Annotated in this window: 15 protein-coding genes; 6 read left to right on the forward strand and 9 right to left on the reverse strand. The window is 46.9% G+C overall.

Annotated elements, in window-relative coordinates; genetic code table 11:
• Positions 1-6: 6 nt before the first annotated feature.
• From sucD to CLR69_RS20820, 3 genes are all read left to right on the forward strand, one after another.
• Positions 7-879, forward strand: a complete 873-nt coding sequence (gene sucD / locus CLR69_RS20810; protein ID WP_129713048.1) for a succinate--CoA ligase subunit alpha — start codon at positions 7-9, stop codon at positions 877-879.
• Positions 880-1,241: 362 nt separating this feature from the next.
• The gene (locus CLR69_RS20815) at positions 1,242-2,741 is read left to right on the forward strand and encodes a DASS family sodium-coupled anion symporter (protein WP_129713047.1); all 1,500 of its coding nucleotides are present in this window, start codon (positions 1,242-1,244) and stop codon (positions 2,739-2,741) included.
• A 13-nt stretch (positions 2,742-2,754) separates the two neighbouring features.
• A complete protein-coding gene (locus CLR69_RS20820) occupies positions 2,755-3,825 on the forward strand; it encodes an Ldh family oxidoreductase (RefSeq protein ID WP_129709474.1) in 1,071 nt (356 codons plus the stop codon).
• Here the strand turns inward: CLR69_RS20820 and CLR69_RS20825 are convergent.
• The 4 genes from CLR69_RS20825 to yihI form a co-directional block, all read right to left on the reverse strand.
• Positions 3,782-5,176, reverse strand: coding sequence for a sigma-54-dependent transcriptional regulator (locus CLR69_RS20825; protein ID WP_129713046.1), 1,395 nt, complete (start codon positions 5,174-5,176; stop codon positions 3,782-3,784). The genes CLR69_RS20820 and CLR69_RS20825 overlap by 44 nt on opposite strands.
• Positions 5,157-6,989, reverse strand: a complete 1,833-nt coding sequence (locus CLR69_RS20830) for an ATP-binding protein (protein ID WP_165346005.1) — start codon at positions 6,987-6,989, stop codon at positions 5,157-5,159. The genes CLR69_RS20825 and CLR69_RS20830 overlap by 20 nt, the downstream gene beginning before the upstream one ends.
• A 534-nt stretch (positions 6,990-7,523) precedes the next feature.
• Positions 7,524-8,897, reverse strand: coding sequence for an oxygen-independent coproporphyrinogen III oxidase (gene hemN, locus CLR69_RS20835; protein WP_129713045.1), 1,374 nt, complete (start codon positions 8,895-8,897; stop codon positions 7,524-7,526).
• A 327-nt stretch (positions 8,898-9,224) separates the two neighbouring features.
• A complete protein-coding gene (gene yihI, locus CLR69_RS20840) occupies positions 9,225-9,782 on the reverse strand; it encodes a Der GTPase-activating protein YihI (RefSeq protein ID WP_129713044.1) in 558 nt (185 codons plus the stop codon).
• Positions 9,783-9,985: 203 nt separating this feature from the next.
• Between yihI and yihA the strand changes: the two genes are divergently transcribed.
• Entirely contained in the window at positions 9,986-10,621 is a 636-nt protein-coding gene (gene yihA, locus CLR69_RS20850; RefSeq protein WP_129713043.1) for a ribosome biogenesis GTP-binding protein YihA/YsxC, read from the forward strand.
• 190 nt (positions 10,622-10,811) lie between these two features.
• Here the strand turns inward: yihA and spfP are convergent, their stop codons facing one another.
• From spfP to CLR69_RS20870, 5 genes are all read right to left on the reverse strand, one after another.
• Positions 10,812-10,859, reverse strand: a complete 48-nt coding sequence (gene spfP, locus CLR69_RS23505; RefSeq protein WP_071892919.1) for a small protein SpfP — start codon at positions 10,857-10,859, stop codon at positions 10,812-10,814.
• Positions 10,860-11,021: 162 nt separating this feature from the next.
• Entirely contained in the window at positions 11,022-13,895 is a 2,874-nt protein-coding gene (gene polA / locus CLR69_RS20855; RefSeq protein WP_129713042.1) for a DNA polymerase I, read from the reverse strand.
• Between the two features lie 377 nt (positions 13,896-14,272).
• The gene (gene dsbA, locus CLR69_RS20860) at positions 14,273-14,896 is read right to left on the reverse strand and encodes a thiol:disulfide interchange protein DsbA (protein ID WP_129709488.1); all 624 of its coding nucleotides are present in this window, start codon (positions 14,894-14,896) and stop codon (positions 14,273-14,275) included.
• Positions 14,897-14,920: 24 nt separating this feature from the next.
• The gene (locus CLR69_RS20865) at positions 14,921-15,907 is read right to left on the reverse strand and encodes a serine/threonine protein kinase (protein ID WP_129713041.1); all 987 of its coding nucleotides are present in this window, start codon (positions 15,905-15,907) and stop codon (positions 14,921-14,923) included.
• 78 nt (positions 15,908-15,985) lie between these two features.
• Positions 15,986-16,255 (reverse strand): YihD family protein, encoded by a 270-nt coding sequence (locus CLR69_RS20870; RefSeq protein ID WP_129709492.1) that lies wholly within the window; start codon positions 16,253-16,255, stop codon positions 15,986-15,988.
• Between the two features lie 212 nt (positions 16,256-16,467).
• Between CLR69_RS20870 and mobA the strand changes: the two genes are divergently transcribed.
• Both mobA and CLR69_RS20880 read left to right on the forward strand, forming a co-directional pair.
• Positions 16,468-17,046 (forward strand): molybdenum cofactor guanylyltransferase MobA, encoded by a 579-nt coding sequence (gene mobA / locus CLR69_RS20875; RefSeq protein ID WP_129713040.1) that lies wholly within the window; start codon positions 16,468-16,470, stop codon positions 17,044-17,046.
• The coding region (locus CLR69_RS20880) for a molybdopterin-guanine dinucleotide biosynthesis protein MobB (protein ID WP_197730600.1) at positions 17,036-17,171 on the forward strand (136 nt) is incomplete at its 3' end. The genes mobA and CLR69_RS20880, both read left to right, overlap by 11 nt.

The following is a 17,171-nucleotide window of genomic DNA, read 5'->3' on the forward strand; positions in this document are numbered from 1 at the left end:
GGTAGCGTGAGCGTATTAATCAATAAACAAACCAAAGTGTTGGTTCAAGGCTTTACCGGAAAAAACGGCAGTTTTCATTCTGAACACGCTATCGCCTACGGCACCCAAATCGTGGGCGGCGTGACGCCGGGTAAAGGTGGACAGATGCATCTGGGTCGAACGGTATTCAACAGCATGAAAGAAGCCGTTCCGGCCACGGGTGCGGAAGCCAGTGTGATCTACGTCCCTGCTCCCGCAGTACTAGATTCGATTGTAGATGCGGTGGAATCAGGTATCGGGCTGATTGTGGTCATCACAGAAGGCGTACCGACTCAAGATATGCTAAAAGCCAAACGCCTCCTCAGAGCGTATCCCGACGTTCGTCTGATTGGTCCCAACTGCCCAGGGATCATCACCCCCGGTGAATGCAAAATCGGTATTATGCCGGGCAGTATTCATCAACCCGGACGCATCGGAATCATCTCCCGCTCCGGCACCCTCACCTATGAAGCCGTTGCCCAAACCACCGCACTTGGTCTGGGTCAATCTACTTGTATTGGTATTGGTGGCGACCCTATTCCCGGCACCAGTTTTATTGACGCGTTGCATTTATTTGAAAGCGATCCCGACACCGATGCCATCATCATGATTGGGGAAATTGGTGGAACAGCGGAAGAAGAGGCTGCGGAATTTATTCAAACTAACGTGAGTAAGCCCGTCGTGGGCTATATCGCCGGAGCGACAGCGCCGAAAGGGAAACGTATGGGACACGCAGGTGCCATTATCGCTGGCGGCAAAGGAACGGCAGAGGAAAAATTTCAGGCGTTTGAACGCGCAGGGATGGTATGGACGCGCAACCCCGCACAGATCGGTACCACGTTACTTGAGGCCATTTCCTGACCCTTATCATGATAGCAGTTAGCCGCGCACTCACTGTCAGTTAACCCCCCTCGCGGCGTCAGCGATGACGCCGCTCAAAACGACACCCTTCCCGCTTCTGCCCACCTTTCTATTTATCAGGAATACAAGTTTTTCATCATGATTGACCCTTTTCAACCGCAGGCGATCGGATGACATGACTCGCCAATTGACGCTGTGTGGCTTTACCACACCCTATGGCTGGCTTGTGCGGATACCCGCCTAAAAAACAACGCAAAAAACAAAAAAATAAATATAAAACAAACAATTAAAAATAAAAACAAACTGGCATAAGACCTGCAATTCCCCGTCAGGAAATATTACTTCTCTACGACGAGGTTATTATGACTGACGTATCAAAACCAATAATTAAGAAGAACAAGCTATCCTCTTATCTGGGACTCTACATCGCGATTATCGCCGCAATCGCCATCACGCTACTCCCATTAGGAGATGATATTCCCAAAGCTGGCCAAAATATGATCGCGATTCTGGTGTTTGCGATCATCGTCTGGATCAGCGAAGCGATGGACTACACTTCCAGCGCTATTGTCATTTCCGCGCTGATCATTTTTATGATTGGCTTCTCGCCGGATATCCACCATCCAGAAACGATGACTGGCACGGTCAATGCGTTGAAAATGACCCTGTCTGGCTTCTCGAACTCTGCACTGGCATTAGTAGCGGCAGCGATGTTTATCGCCGCCGCAATGACCATCACCGGGCTGGACAAACGCATCGCGCTGTTCACGATGTCTCGCATCGGTGCCAGCAGCAGCAGTATTCTGATCGGCGCGATCGTCGTGACTATCGTGCTAAGTCTGGTTGTCCCCAGCGCGACAGCCCGTACCGCCTGCGTTGTCCCGATCATGATGGGCGTGATCGCAGCCTTCAATGTTGATAAACACTCCCGGCTGGCGGCGTCTATGATGATCGTTGTCGCACAAGCCACCAGCATCTGGAATGTTGGTATTCAAACATCAGCCGCGCAAAATTTACTCTCGATTGGCTTTATCAACAAAACATTCGGCGCTGAATATACGATCAGCTGGCTCGATTGGTTGTTGGCGGGGGCACCCTGGAGCCTCACCATGTCTGTAGTGCTATTTTTTCTGGTGAGAAAGATGATGCCACCGGAAACTGAAGCGATAGAAGGTGGTACAGATGCGATAAAAAAATCGCTGGCTGAACTTGGTCCGGCAAAAAGTGTGGAAAAACGTCTAATCGCAATTTCGGTTCTGTTGCTTTTGTTTTGGGCGACGGAAGGCAAGTTGCACAATATCGATACGACCTCTGTGACTCTGGCTGGTCTGGCAATCATGCTGATGCCGGGAATCGGCGTGATGAATTGGAAGGATGTAGAAAAGCGTGTGCAATGGGGCACGTTGCTCATGTTCGGTATTGGAATTAGCCTCGGCTCTGCCTTGTTGGATACACAAGCGGCATCCTGGCTGGCGAATTATGTCGTCAAAGGGTTTAACCTGCACGCATTGCCCCCTATCGGTATTTTGGCGGTACTGACCGCGTTCCTCATTATTATTCATCTGGGATTTGCCAGCGCCACCGCATTGACCGCTGCGCTTCTACCTATTCTTATCAGCTTGCTGAGTAGCCTGCCGCCAGAACTTGGCGTCAACCCAGTCGGGATGACCGTCATTCTGGCTTTCAGTGTCAGCTTTGGTTTTATCCTGCCAATCAATGCACCACAAAATATGGTGTGTCTGGGAACGGACACATTCAGCCCGCGCCAGTTCACTCGTATCGGTATTAGCTTGACCATCATTGGTTACCTGACGCTGCTACTGTTCGCAGCAACCTTGTGGCCAATGCTGGGACTCATGTAACGGAGAAAAAATCATGTCAATCACGATCTCTTCCGAAAAATTACGCTGGTTAGTCACAGGGCTGTTTGAACTTAACGGCTGTGCCGCAGACATTGCTCAGGATATCGCCGAGCACATGATCGAAGCCGAACAAAACGGCTACGCCAGCCACGGGGTAGCATTGCTACCAAAGTATCTCGATAGTATCGCTAAAGGCGAGGTCAAACCGAATGCCCGTGCAGATATTACTGCCTCCACCCACGGTTTACTGCAAATAAATGGACAGGGCGGCTTCGGACAACACATCGCTAAAACAGCAACAAAAGCGGCCATTAATAAAGCGAAACAAGACGGCTACTGCATTTTAACCCTTAGCCACTGCCACCATCTCGGCCGGTTAGGACATTACGGCCAGCTCGCCGCTGACAATGAGCTTTGCATGTTGTCATTTAGTAACGTTACTGGCAGAAGTCCAACCGTCGCCCCCTGGGGTGGGGCGGAGGCTCGTCTGACCACCAATCCGTTCTGTTTCACCTGGCCCGTTCCCGGCGGAAAGCCAGCTGTTCTGGTTGACTTCGCCACGAGCAGTATGGCGCTCAATAAAGCCAGAATACTGGCAGAGCAAGGGGAGCATGTCGCAGCAGGACAGTTAATTGACGCCAGCGGCCACCCGACAAATGACCCAGGAGTACTGTTCACCACTCCTGCTGGTGCGCTGCTGCCGTTCGGCCAGCATAAAGGCTTTGGTCTGGCGTTGATGATCGAGCTGATGGCGGGGATACTCTCCGGTGGAGAAACCATCGCAGAAGATCAGGCTGAATCTGGTTCACCCCACAATAATTTTTTCGCCTTACTGCTCTCACCTGAGCATTTTTGCGATCAATCATCGCAAAAATGCGCGTATTTCATGGAATACCTTCTGGCAACTCAACCACAATCAGGAAACTCAGAAGTGGTTTATCCTGGAATGCCAGAAGCTGCGTCACGTCAGCGGAATCAATCGCTGACCTTGTCATCTTCATTTTGGCAATGGCTAACCATGACTTACACCGCGAAAGGCATCAGCCTCGATGTACATCATCAGACCGTCGATCTGATTTGTTAGGCAATTCGGTAAAACGGAAATCCTGCGGATTGATGTTATGCCGATTGAGTTTGTCATAGAGCGTTTTGCGCGGCAGTATCAACTGCCGCGCAGTCAAACTCACTTGCCCCCCCGTCTGGCGCAACATGTCTTCAATAAGCTTCTTTTCAAACGCATCAATACTGGCAGTTAACCCCAGCGCCTCACGGCAGGTAATAGAGATTTCATCTGGCGTGTTTAATCCCAGAACAAAACGCTGCGCATAATGTTTCAGTTCCCTCACATTGCCGGGCCAACTCTGAGCCTGTAACCAGGCAAGCAACATCGGGGAAATATCCGGTAATGGGCGACGGTAAGTCTGCGCCGCCCGACTAGCAAACCAATAAAAGAGTTCAGGGATATCTTCACGTCGCTCACGCAACGGAGGGACACGAATAGCCACAACATTCAGACGGTAATAGAGATCAAGACGAAATTGCCCGTCTTTACTCAGTGCCAGAAGATCATCTTTCGTTGCGGCAATCACTCGGCAGTTAACCGGAATCAATTGATTAGCGCCAAGACGTTCAAGGGTTCGCTCCTGCAATACCCTTAACAATTTGCTTTGCATACTGAGCGGCATACCTTCTATTTCATCCAGAAATAATGTGCCGTCATTCGCGTGTTCAATCTTACCAACCCGACGTTTAGCCGCACCGGTAAACGCCCCAAGTTCATGACCAAATATTTCACTCTCAAACAACGGTTCCGGCAATGCTGCACAATTAAGCGCAACAAAATTACCATTACGGCATGAGCTCCAATGATGCAGCGTGCGTGCCACTACCTCTTTCCCGCAGCCTGTTTCTCCTTGAATTAGCACATCAGCGCAAGTATCCGCGACATTGGCTAGGGCTTCACGCAGTTGATTCATGCCATGGCTGTGTCCTATCAACAGGGGGCCTTGCCCTTGTTGTAACCGAGATGTCAGTTCACGATTTTCTAAAATAAGACGCCGTTTTTCCCTCGCTTTTTCAATAACCTCCAGTATTTTTTCCGCCGTACTGGGTTTTTCGATAAAATCAAAAGCGCCTTCACGCATCGCTTCTACTGCCATCTCAACATCCCCATGACCAGTGATCAGGATCACCGGGATGCCGGAATCCAACTGAAGGACACGGTTCATCAGTTCCAGACCAGACATCCCAGGCAAGCGCAAATCAGTCATTAGAATCGATGCCGGTTCCTGATTGATCATCACAAGCCCTTGTTCCGCATCCGCTACAGACAAGACTTCATATCCAGCAAGTTGCATTGTCTGTTCACAGGCAAAACGCACATCCGGGCTATCTTCCACATAAACGATTTTGACGTTAATTTTCGGTTGATTCATGTGTGTCTCTCCTTTCCGGCCAGGAAATAGTAAAAATGGCTCCACCATCGGCATGATTTTCTGCCTGTATATTGCCTTCAGAATTACGAATAATTTCTTTCACTATCGCCAACCCCAGCCCCATTCCCCGCTTTTTGGTGGTAAAAAATGGGTCAAATACTCGATCCACCACATCAGATGCAAAACCAGGCCCTGAATCCTTAATCGTGACTAAGACCCGGTCCGCCATTCGTTTTAAATGAATATCCAATCGTTTTACCGGAGATAGCTCCATTGCATCCAACGCATTAATTAACAGATTGCTAAATATCTGTTCCAATCCTAACTCATCACATATTGCGATTAATGGAGTTGACGGTGCATTAACTCGTAGAATGACGTTATTTTTTTCCAGATTGTGATTAAGTAACGCTACCGCTTTATAAATTGCTTTTACCACGTCAGCCTGTCCTTTCGGTACCCGGTGCCGACACGCAAATGTTTTGAGTTCAGTAATTAACTGGGTCATTCTTTCGACCAGTGAAATGATATATTTCAAATTCTGGTCGAGCTGCGTATACATCTCTTTTTCTAGCATTTTTCGAGCATTATCCGTTAGCGCCCGGATAGCGGCTAACGGTTGATTTTGTTCATGAGCCATCTCCGTTGCCATCTGCCCTAGAGCGGCTAACTTGCTGGACTCGGCTAATGCTTCCCGTACAGTCTGCAACCCTTTCTCCGCCTGAATTCGCTCATTCATTTCCAGAATGAGCTGCTGATTAATCTCCTTTAACTCCTGCGTTCTGGCATTAACTTTGAGTTCCAGCAATTCATTGGCTTCTTTCAGCAACGCTTGCGAACGCATCTTCATACGGACATAACCAATAATGACCAGTAATATAGAGTAAGTACTTATCACGACAAAAAAGACTATCGCCACAGACCAATACTCACCTTCAATATTAGACAGCAAGGTCACTGTCCAGTTAAATTCCGGTATAAGTATTTTTTGAGAATAATAACTTGGAAAATAACAGCTTTCTTGAGCGGTAAAATTCAACAACATAAAATCATTAGTAGAAAAACACGTGTATATGTTGATGGAGTCTAAAGACTGAATAAAATATTGTCGGGTTTCTTGTAGTTTTTTTCTGGTTTGCACGCTAAGTGGCTGTAGCACTTTCATACGCCAATCTTCATCAGAACTGAGAAAAACAATACCATTTTCATCGGAAATCATAATATTATCAGGCCCTTCCGACCAGGCATTCTCCAAAATATTCAGGCTTATCTTAACAATAATGACGCCAATCTTTTTCCCCTTATCCTCAATCGCCCATGAAATGAAAAAACCGGGCTTATATGTCGTGTCCCCTATACCATAAAACTTCCCTAATGTTCCTTTCATCGCCTGAATGAAATAAGGACGAAAACTGTAATTATGCCCAACATAGCTTCCAGGTTCATCCCAATTACTGGACGCAATCGTCTTACCATTCACATCAACGACATAAAGTGCGGCCGCTTTAGTCAGCTCATTAATTTTCTTTAAATGCAGATTTAACTCATTGAGTTTTTCTTTTTCATCCTGATTTTTGACAGCAGAAAAAACGACTTGATCCATCGCCATCATATAAGGCAGATAATAGTATTGCTCTATTGTTGAATGCAGTGTTGCCTTATACATGTCCAATCTCATCTTATCTGTGTTCATCACACTCTTCAGATAGAACTCATAAACACCCCAGCCAGTTAAAAAAAACAAAGAAAACAATGGTAAAAACAAAACAATAATCTTAAAAAACAATGACCTGAAATCAATAAGTTTACGCATAACCATTCTCACTTATTAACATATCTAAATCATTTCTATTTCCATTTATTTCTTGATTCTATCCAGTCATTTTCATGTAAACACTAGATATTCTCTATACTTCCGATTCCCTACCACTCAATCTTTATAAACATTTTATGAAAATATGTTTTTCTAAATGGGAACATTCTAATTATAGAATTATAAAGGTACGAAGTGTTTTTACTCATATTGTGAATCAATATATAAATATCACTCCGATGTGTGTGGTTTTTCACACACCGGAGTTTTTTATACCGTCATACTTCAAGTTGCATGTGCGTTGGGTGCGCTACTAGGCACACTCGTGTGTGCCTAGCTCCGTAGTGACTACCGCCAGCAGCATTCAAATCAGTCTCTGACATAATTGTCAGTCACCCGAATACTTATCTGAGTAGGCTCATCAGGATTCCTTGCCTTACCGTCTTCCTGAAACTCACATTATTCAGGGTAGATGCGCATCTTATTTTCTACTACTTACAAACAATATTTTTACTCATTCATCAACGAAACAGGTCATATCACCCGGGAAAATTGCTGCGTTCTAAGCTTGCTACGTAAATAAACATCAAAACACATACAGATATTACGGATCAGCAAACGTCCTTTCGGCGTCACCTCCAACCCATCTTCCTGACTATCGACTAGCCCATCAGCCACCAGCGGTGCCAATAACGCTAAATCCTGCTCAAAGTAGGTTTTAAAATCGATCGCATATTCCGCTTCAATAGGCGCATAGCAGAGTTGGAAATTACAAATCAGCGTCTTAATCACGTCACGACGGAGACAATCATCACGCGTCAGTTGTAACCCACGCCACAAGCCATTTCCTTTGTCTTTGACCTGCGCATAATACTGTTTCAGCTCCTTCTGGTTCTGGGCATAGCTATCACCGATCATACTAATCGCCGAAACACCCATACCGAGAAGATCGCTATCGCCCTGCGTCGTATAACCCTGGAAATTGCGATGCAGCTTCCCTTCCCTTTGTGCCACAGCCAGTTCATCGTCCGGGCGAGCAAAGTGATCCATACCAATAAACTGGTAGCCCGATTGCGTCAGCGACCCAATCGTCTGTTGCAGAATATCCAGCTTTTGCTCCGCACTTGGCAAATCCGCTTCTTTAATCTTGCGCTGTGCCGCAAACAAGTTGGGTAAATGCGCATAGTTAAAAACGCTAAGCCGGTGCGGACTTAATTCAGCAACGCGCTGTAGTGTAAAAGCGAAGCTTTCCGGCGTTTGCTTCGGCAGGCCGTAAATTAAATCAATATTGGTTGAGGAGAAACCAAGCGCCTTTGCCCGCTCAATGAGGGAAAAAATAAAGTCTTCATCTTGCTCGCGATTGACCAGCTTCTGAACGTCTTTATTAAAATCCTGCACCCCCATGCTCAGGCGGTTAAACCCTTCAGCACGCAGATGGTCGAGGACATCCAGTTCAATTTCTCTCGGGTCGACTTCAAGCGACAGCTCAGCCTGCTCGGAAAAAGAGAACTGCTCGCGCAGCAGTGACATCAGTCGGCTAATTTGTACTTTATTCAGGTAGGTTGGCGTACCGCCGCCCCAATGTAGTTGCGTCACCGTTCGTCCTGCAAATAGTGGCGCACGCTGGCGAATTTCCTGCTCCAGCACATCAAGATATTCATCCGCTTTATGCTGCTGACGCGTAACCAGCTTATTACAGCCGCAGAAATAGCACAGCCGATGACAAAAAGGGATATGAATATACAGCGACAGCGGTCGCTGCGGATAACGGGCGACGGCATGCTGAAAAGCAGGCTCATCGTAAGCTTCACTGAATTCTAACGCTGTGGGATATGATGTATAACGCGGCCCGGAATAGTTATATTTTTGAATCAGGGCCAGATCCCAGTCAACGGACTGTATCGACATATTCGCTCACTCCTTCCAGTTTTTACTCGGTGGGTTATCCTTCCCCTCCTTCAGATCGCCAAAAATGGCGTTCAAAGACGTTTCCTACGTTTTGTTACTCGTCTCATCCTTGAGACTCGCCCTAAAGGGCCGTCACGTTTGTGACGCTCAAAAACGCTCCCGGCGTTTTTGTCTGGGGCGTTGGCGTCGAACCTGATTCACGCGCCCATTAAACAGGGCGCGATGCAACCGGTGCTTACGCTTCGATAATAGCCATAGTTTACTGAACAGACAGAGCAGATAAAACGCAACCAGCAATATCAGAAACAGAAACAGCCATTTCATTGATTAGAACGCGTCTTTCGGGTTGTTACGTTTTAAAAGCTGCAACATGTCTTCCTGTTGCTCTTCTTCGTCATCGTCGTCACCCAGTTCGATTCCAAGCTCTTCCATCAGAATATCGATGCGATCCAGTGTTTCATCAACCCATGACTGATCTTTGGCACTTAGCGTTTCACCGCTATCCAGCCGATCCAACAATGCATCCAGACGCGTATCGTTTTCTAACATTTCCAGCTCTTCTTCCGGTGACATCGCTGGCTTGGCAGCAACAACTTTCTCCACGGGCTCAGAAGGCTTCGACTTAGGCTTCGGTTTGGCGACAGCGCTATCCAACACGCCAAGCTGTACAGGCCTTTTGCTACCGATACGTGGATCGGCCACTTTACGTTGGCCAGAATTCTGATCGGTAGACGATTTTTCCTGAGTCCGGCTACCCGCAGCATGACCACGATGTTTTTTATCTCTTTTCCGCTCACGCGCTTCACGCTCTAGCTCTTCGCGGGTTTTTCTTTTTACTTTAGGTTTTCCTGCCTTATCGGCAGCCCCTTTGACAGGTCGGTTCATAATGTTGTTCTCAGGTACACAGATATAAGGGAAGTGCGGCGGAATCTAGCAGAAAGTTGGGTAATAAAAAAGCGCCCGCATCAGACGGCTGAGCTTTTCTTTTCACACTCACTTGTTGCATTTCGAGGCAGATAAAGCCGCCTTTATTGTCAGTTACAGGTATAATCGCCAACCAGACAGAGATCCAGATAGAGATAACCATCGTGACCCAGCAATATAACTACCACATGACGCGTTTTATCATCAGCGCCCCGGATATTCGTCATCTGGCAACGGATAGCGGTATTGAAGTGGCCTTTGCTGGGCGCTCTAACGCCGGAAAATCCAGCGCGCTGAATACGCTGACCAACCAGAAAAACCTGGCGCGAACCAGTAAAACACCGGGCCGTACCCAGTTGATCAACCTGTTTCAGGTGGCAGATGGCGTGCGTTTGGTCGACCTACCCGGCTATGGCTATGCCGAAGTGCCGGAGCAAATGAAGATCAAATGGCAGCGTGCACTCGGTGAATACCTACAAAAGCGTAACAGCCTGAAGGGGCTGGTTGTACTGATGGATATTCGCCATCCGCTGAAAGATCTCGATCAGCAAATGATTCAGTGGGCGGTCGATGTCGGGCTTCCAGTCTTAGTGCTACTGACCAAAGCCGATAAGCTCGCTTCAGGCGCCCGTAAGACACAGCTGAATATGGTTCGCGAAGCGGTATTACCCTTTACGGGAGATATTCAGGTCGAGGTATTTTCTTCACTGAAAAAACTCGGCGTCGATAAACTACGGCAGAAATTGGATAACTGGTTCAGCACGTTGGAACACGCTCAAGAAGAACAAGAAGCAGAATAATCTTTTCGCGTGGTGCAGAGTGTCATCACTCGCATCACGCCCCTACCTTCCCGCGATTCCCCATCAGAGATGTTCATTTTACACTCCAAACCGTGCTGTCTGCTGAGCAGTTACTGGCATCTGAGGGTAAAAAACCTAGATAAGGCCCATAAAAAACGCCCCGCTCAAAACTGAGCGGGGCGGCTAATATTCAGCCAAATCCGATTACGTGAAGTAAAAGGTCTGAAAGATAGAACATCTTACCTCTGTACCCTACGTCTTTAACTCTACCCTATTTTTTCACGGGAACAAAGGCTTTTTTGTTGTTTACTTTCATAGAAAATGGTTATCGATTACACAAAGTTAAACCAGGTCACACAATACTGTTATTTAATTACAGAAATAGCACAAAAATTGGCCATTAATGCGCTTCATCCCAGTTCATACCCGTACCAATATCGACCTGCAACGGGACATTCAATTGCATACAACCTTCCATTAATATCTTGATTTTACTAATGGATTCTTCAATAACCGAATCATGAATCTCGAAAACCAACTCATCGTGAACCTGCATGATCATTTTCACTAACGGTGCGTCTTTCTGTAGCCAATCATCAATCGCGATCATCGCTTTCTTGATAATGTCAGCTGCTGTCCCCTGCATCGGGGCGTTAATCGCCGCACGTTCCGCGCCTTTACGCGCCATCGCATTACGAGAATGGATATCGGGCAGGTAGAGACGGCGACCATCCAATGTAGACACATAGCCATGCTCTGCCGCCTGTTGGCGCGTCCGTTCCATATAATCCTGCACACCAGGATAACGCTCAAAATACAGATTCATGTATTTCTGCGATTCGCTACGGGGAATATTCAACTGGCGTGACAAGCCAAAGGCACTCATACCGTAGATCAAACCGAAGTTGATCGCTTTGGCACTGCGACGCTGTTCTGATGTCACCTTATCCAGCGCGGTGCCAAACACTTCTGACGCCGTTGCCCGGTGAATATCCAACCCGCTCGCGAACGCATTCAACAGCCCTTTATCACCCGATAGGTGCGCCATAATACGCAGTTCGATTTGTGAGTAGTCGGCCGCAACAATGCTGTAGCCCTTAGGCGCAATGAATGCCTGACGAATACGACGTCCTTCATCGTTACGCACTGGGATATTTTGCAGGTTAGGATCGCTGGAAGACAAACGACCCGTCGCAGTCACAGCCTGATGATAAGACGTATGTACGCGCTTTGTCGTAGGATTGATCATCAGTGGTAACTTATCGGTGTAAGTAGATTTCAGCTTAGCCAAACCCCGGTATTCGAGGAGCAGCTTAGGCAAAGGATAATCCAATGCCAGTTCGGCCAGTACTTCTTCATTCGTTGACGGTGCGCCTTTTGGCGTTTTCTTCAGAATCGGCAGCTTTTGCTTTTCATACAGAATGCCTTGCAACTGCTTGGTCGATGAGAGATTGAACTCTTCCCCGGCCAGTTCATACGCTTGTGCTTCCAGATCCGCCAGGCGCGTCGTTAGCTCTTTTGAGTGTTCAGCCAGAATTGCGGGATCGATCAGCACACCAGTACGTTCGATTCGGGATAAAACCGGAACCAGCGGCATATCGATGGTCTGGAAGACCTGACACAGATCGGCATGTGGTTGGAGTTTACCCCACAACGTCTGGTGCAGATGCAGCGTAACGTCCGCATCCTCAGCGGCATAAGGCCCGGCCTGTTCCAGTGCGATCTGATTGAACGTCAGCTGATTTTTGCCTTTACCCGCGATCTCTTCAAAGGTAATGGTTTTGTGGTTCAGATAGCGCTCGGCCAGACTGTCCATATCGTGACGACCCGCCACGCTGTCGAGCACGTAGGATTCCAGCATGGTATCGAACGCGATACCGCGTAAATCGATGTCATAACGCTGCATGATGCCTTTATCAAATTTGAGGTTCTGACCAACCTTAAGTAGCTTCTCATCTTCCAGCAACGGTTTGAACAATGCCAATACTTGGGCACGATCCAACTGCTCAGGTGCATCCAGATAGTCATGCGCCAACGGCAAATAAGCCGCTTCACCTGGCTTAATCGCGAATGACAGACCAATCAGATTGGCAGTGAGTGTATCCAGGCCGTCAGTTTCCGTATCAAAAGCGAAAACCCCAGCCTGTTTTATACGCTCAATCCAATCCAGCAGCGTTTTTTCATCAAGGATCGTGACATAACCGTCGGCAGAAAGCGTAGGTGCCTCGATATTGTCATCAACATCACTAGAGTTGACAGCAGTAGCCTTTGGCGGATTTATCGCCGGTGATACCGTATTGCAATAAACATTGCTGTGGTTAATGGCACTCTTATCCAATGCTATTGTTGTTGGTTGAGCAGGCTGGGTGCTCTTTTTACCCTGCATCCAAGTGCCTGATTCAATATCTGATAACCAGCGTTTAAATTCATAACGGGAAAAGAGGCGATGCAGTTCATCCACATCCAGCTCGTTAACGGTGAGCTGATCGCAGCTGAGCTCCAGCTCAACATCCGTTTTAATGGTGGCAAGCTGATAAGAGAGATAGGCCACTTCTTTATGCTGTTCCAGCTTCGGTGCCATGGTTTTCGCGCCACGGAAAGAAAGTTCGGCTATTTTATCAAGGTTTGCATAGAGCGCATCCAACCCACCAAGCCCTTGTAATAGTGCCTGCGCTGTTTTTTCCCCCACGCCAGGTACACCGGGAATGTTATCCGATGCATCTCCCATCAGCGCGAGAAAATCAATAATCAGCTCAGGAGGAATACCGTACTTATCACACACTTCCTGTGGGCCAAGAATGGTGTTGTTCATGGTATTAATGAGCGTCACACCCGGCGTCACCAACTGCGCCATATCTTTATCGCCAGTACTAATCAGCACCGGTTTACCCACTTTTTCCGCCTGCACGGCGAGCGTACCAATCACATCGTCCGCCTCTACACCGGACACTGCCAGAAGTGGCAGCCCCATCGCTTTTACCATGTTATGCAGAGGCTCTATCTGCTCACGCAGATCCTCCGGCATGGGTGGCCGATGAGCTTTATAGTTTTCGAACAGCTCGTCGCGAAACGTTTTCCCTTTCGCATCAAAAACAACGGCAACGTGGCTGGGATGATATTGCAGTAGCAAACTGCGTAGCATATTCAATACGCCATACATTGCACCGGTTGCTTCTCCCGCGCTGTTTGTTAACGGTGGGAAAGCGTGATAAGCACGGTACAAATAGGATGAACCGTCTACCAGTATTAAAGGGTTTTCTGCAATCTGAGCCATAGCCTGCCGTGATCGTTGTGGTCTGTCATAACGCTAAGCATGCCATAGGTCAGGGGAAGAGACGATCCTTAACGTAAGATATTGGCTGATTTTGCATGGATCCTCGCAAGATCTTCCTGTGGATAACTTTGTGAATAATTTTACCTATTTAATTACTAATTTTTTCCGCCACCCCAGGACAATTTTTTATATTGATTAATTTCATGCAGTTATAATATAAATGATTTATTTTAGAAACACATAAAACCGTCATCCAATTTGTGGATATAAACAAAAAGATAAATAGATATTGTAGGGCGGTGAGATATAAAGATAAGAAGATGAATAGAGAGAAGGTATAAAGTCATGCGGTTTTACCCGCATGACTTATTAAATAATTACTTTTTGGTAATGAGGAACTTCACCACGTCAGCGTACTGTTTTACATATCCATCCATTGAACTGGTATCAAGACCATCATTCTTGATCATATATTTACCGTTAACGAACATGGCTGGAACGCCGCGTAATTGTAAATCTGCGGCAGCTTTTTCCTGCTGAGCAACCAGAGATTTCACAACAAAACTATTCAGAGCATTATCAAACTCATCCGCAGTCACGCCAGCTTTAACAAAGACGGCACGAATATCTTCTGGTTTTTGTACGGTCTGTGTTTTCTGAACAGCATCAAACATCAGCGGAGTCACTTTATCTTCTACGCCCAGCGCCATGGCAACAGCCCAAGCCTGCGTCAGGTTTTTACCCAACGGGCCCAAGAAGTCAACGTGATAACGTGTCATCTTCACCCCTTCTGGCAACGCTTTTTTTACTGCATCTGGGACATGATAAACCTGTTCAAATTGATAACAGTGCGGGCAATAGAATGAGAAAAACTCGAGAACCTGAGGCTCTTGAGTTGCAGGCTTATCTAATTCTACATATTGCTTGCCGTCAGAAAATTCTGCAGCTGAAGCACTAAATGCCAGAACGACGCCAATCAGTGCAAGCCATAATTTTTTCATAAATTTCACTCTCTCCATTTAATTTCAGTACATTGGCATTAGCTGTAGAGGGGGCTCCTGCAACAGCTGAGTTTGCCCAATAAATATTGCCGTTTGCTTCAACCAGAAATCAGCATCCGTCATCCAGGGGAAATTTTTCGGAAAAGCAGGGTCTTCCCAACGACGCGCGACCCAAGCCAAATAATAAACCTGCCGCATCGCACGAAGAGGCTCGATCAATGCGAGCTCTTTCTCCTGAAACTCCGCAAATTCGCTATAGGCTTCTAGCAAAATATCCAGTTGAATACGTTGTTCACGACGATCGCCATGCAACAGCATCCATAGATCCTGTATTGCCGGGCCATTGCGGGCATCATCCAAATCAACAAATAGCGGGCCATCACGCCATAAAATATTTCCTGGGTGACAATCCCCATGTAGACGCAGTGGCCGCCAGTCGCTGTGCCAATAAGTTTCAACTGTATCAATCAGTTGACGAGTAGCCTGTAAAAAATCATGTCGATGTATTTTCGGTATTAGCGGGCATGTCTCCAGCAAACGATAAGGTTCATGCAGATATTCATTTACCCCTATCGTAGGGCGCTCGATGAATAACGCTTTCTGACCCGTCTGGTGAATCCGTCCGAGAAAACGGCCGACCCACTCTAACTGATCTTCATTATCCATTTCATACTGCCGGCCGCCCACGCTAGGGAATACGGCAAAATGAAATCCTTCGTAGACATTCAACGTCTGTCCATTAAGCAAAACAGGCGCGACGATAGGAACCTCATCCTCTACCAATTGCTGGGCGAAAATATGCTCTTCCTGAATCTGCGCCGCACTCCATCGTTCCGGGCGATAAAATTTCACCACGAATCGTTTACGATCTTCGTCCGCAAACTGATATACCCGGTTTTCATAACTGTTTAATGCCGTCAGGCCGGAATCAACGCGCAGCCCGACTTCCAACAAGGCATCCACGATCAGATCTGGAAATAGCGTCTGGAAATTAAATACCGAACTACTCATTGCAGCCACAAATAATCAGAGATGGAATGCGATAGCTACGCGCGATAGCTGACATCATGAACGTGTTATTCCTTTGCACTAGTCTTTAATAACCCCACGGGCACGAAGCAAAGCTGTTTTGAAATCTTCCTCATAGTCTTTCTTCAAACCGGGAATGACTTGTTCTTTATCTGCACCACGCATTTTCAGATGGTAAATAAGGATATCATCAGTCAGTTCATTTAACTGCCCCTCAAACCCCGCCTCCTGTGCAAGGTTTTGTAAAAATTGCACCAGATTTAAATCGGGCTCTTTTTGCCAGGCTGGATGCAAGAGTTCAATCAACTCGTTAACGCGGTGACATTTCATTTTTTTCTCCTTAAAAACGATTTGTACTCAATAAATTTCAAGAAGTAGAAAACAGCTTGGACAATGTTGAGCATATACCGATAAAAATAACAGCCTTATGGGCATGAGGAAAGAACTTGGTCTTATGTGAAAGTTTTCAGAGAATAACGTATGGTTTCTCCCTCACAAGCTTTCATACAGAGAAAAGTGGGTATAGATAATTGGAAAGTGAAATGATTACAGGCGTTATTCTCGCGGGCGGACGTGCAACACGTATGGGAGGAGACGACAAAGGTCTGATAACGCTGAACGGTGTGCCTCTATATCTACATGCATTATCTCGGCTTAAAGCCCAGGTCGACGAAGTCATCATCAGCGCCAACCGTAATCAGGATGTATATGCGCAAAGTGGATGCCGAATTATTGGTGACGTTGATACAACCTTTGCGGGCCCTCTGGCAGGTATTCTGAGTGGATTACATGCCTCTACATCAGACTGGGTTGTGTTCGTCCCTTGTGATGTCCCAGCCTTTCCCCTCGACCTAGTACACCGCTTATGGCAAGCACGTGGAGATGCAAATGCGGCTTATGCCACAGATGGGGAACGTTCGCATCCCACATTACTCTTAATCAATAAAAACCTTATTGAACCGCTGGAATCTTATCTACACCTCGGAAACCGTAAGTTAATGCTATTTATGGAACAGATCGGAGCAAGAACCGTTTCATTCAACGATCAACCTGAAGCCTTTCATAATTTGAATTCGCCTGAGGATTTATCCAACTGGGAGGATCAACACCGTGAATTCTAATCATTTACCCTTGATCGCTATTGTCGCCTACAGCGGTACAGGTAAAACAACGTTACTTAAGCACGTCATCCCTCTGCTGGCTAATCAAGGTATCCGAACTGGATTAATTAAACATACGCATCATC

Origin of the sequence: Pectobacterium zantedeschiae, assembly GCF_004137795.1 — a bacterium.
Lineage (GTDB): Bacteria > Pseudomonadota > Gammaproteobacteria > Enterobacterales > Enterobacteriaceae > Pectobacterium > Pectobacterium zantedeschiae.

Coding starts and splice junctions, on each gene's coding strand:
- yihI (WP_129713044.1), bottom strand. CDS start 9,782: ATGAACCGACCTGTCAAAGGGGCTGCCGATAAGGCAGGAAAACCTAAA.
- CLR69_RS20865 (WP_129713041.1), bottom strand. CDS start 15,907: ATGAGTAGTTCGGTATTTAATTTCCAGACGCTATTTCCAGATCTGATC.
- polA (WP_129713042.1), bottom strand. CDS start 13,895: ATGGCTCAGATTGCAGAAAACCCTTTAATACTGGTAGACGGTTCATCC.
- hemN (WP_129713045.1), bottom strand. CDS start 8,897: ATGTCGATACAGTCCGTTGACTGGGATCTGGCCCTGATTCAAAAATAT.
- CLR69_RS20870 (WP_129709492.1), bottom strand. CDS start 16,255: ATGAAATGTCACCGCGTTAACGAGTTGATTGAACTCTTGCATCCAGCC.
- dsbA (WP_129709488.1), bottom strand. CDS start 14,896: ATGAAAAAATTATGGCTTGCACTGATTGGCGTCGTTCTGGCATTTAGT.
- CLR69_RS20820 (WP_129709474.1), top strand. CDS start 2,755: ATGTCAATCACGATCTCTTCCGAAAAATTACGCTGGTTAGTCACAGGG.
- mobA (WP_129713040.1), top strand. CDS start 16,468: ATGATTACAGGCGTTATTCTCGCGGGCGGACGTGCAACACGTATGGGA.
- CLR69_RS20830 (WP_165346005.1), bottom strand. CDS start 6,989: ATGCGTAAACTTATTGATTTCAGGTCATTGTTTTTTAAGATTATTGTT.
- CLR69_RS20825 (WP_129713046.1), bottom strand. CDS start 5,176: ATGAATCAACCGAAAATTAACGTCAAAATCGTTTATGTGGAAGATAGC.
- CLR69_RS20815 (WP_129713047.1), top strand. CDS start 1,242: ATGACTGACGTATCAAAACCAATAATTAAGAAGAACAAGCTATCCTCT.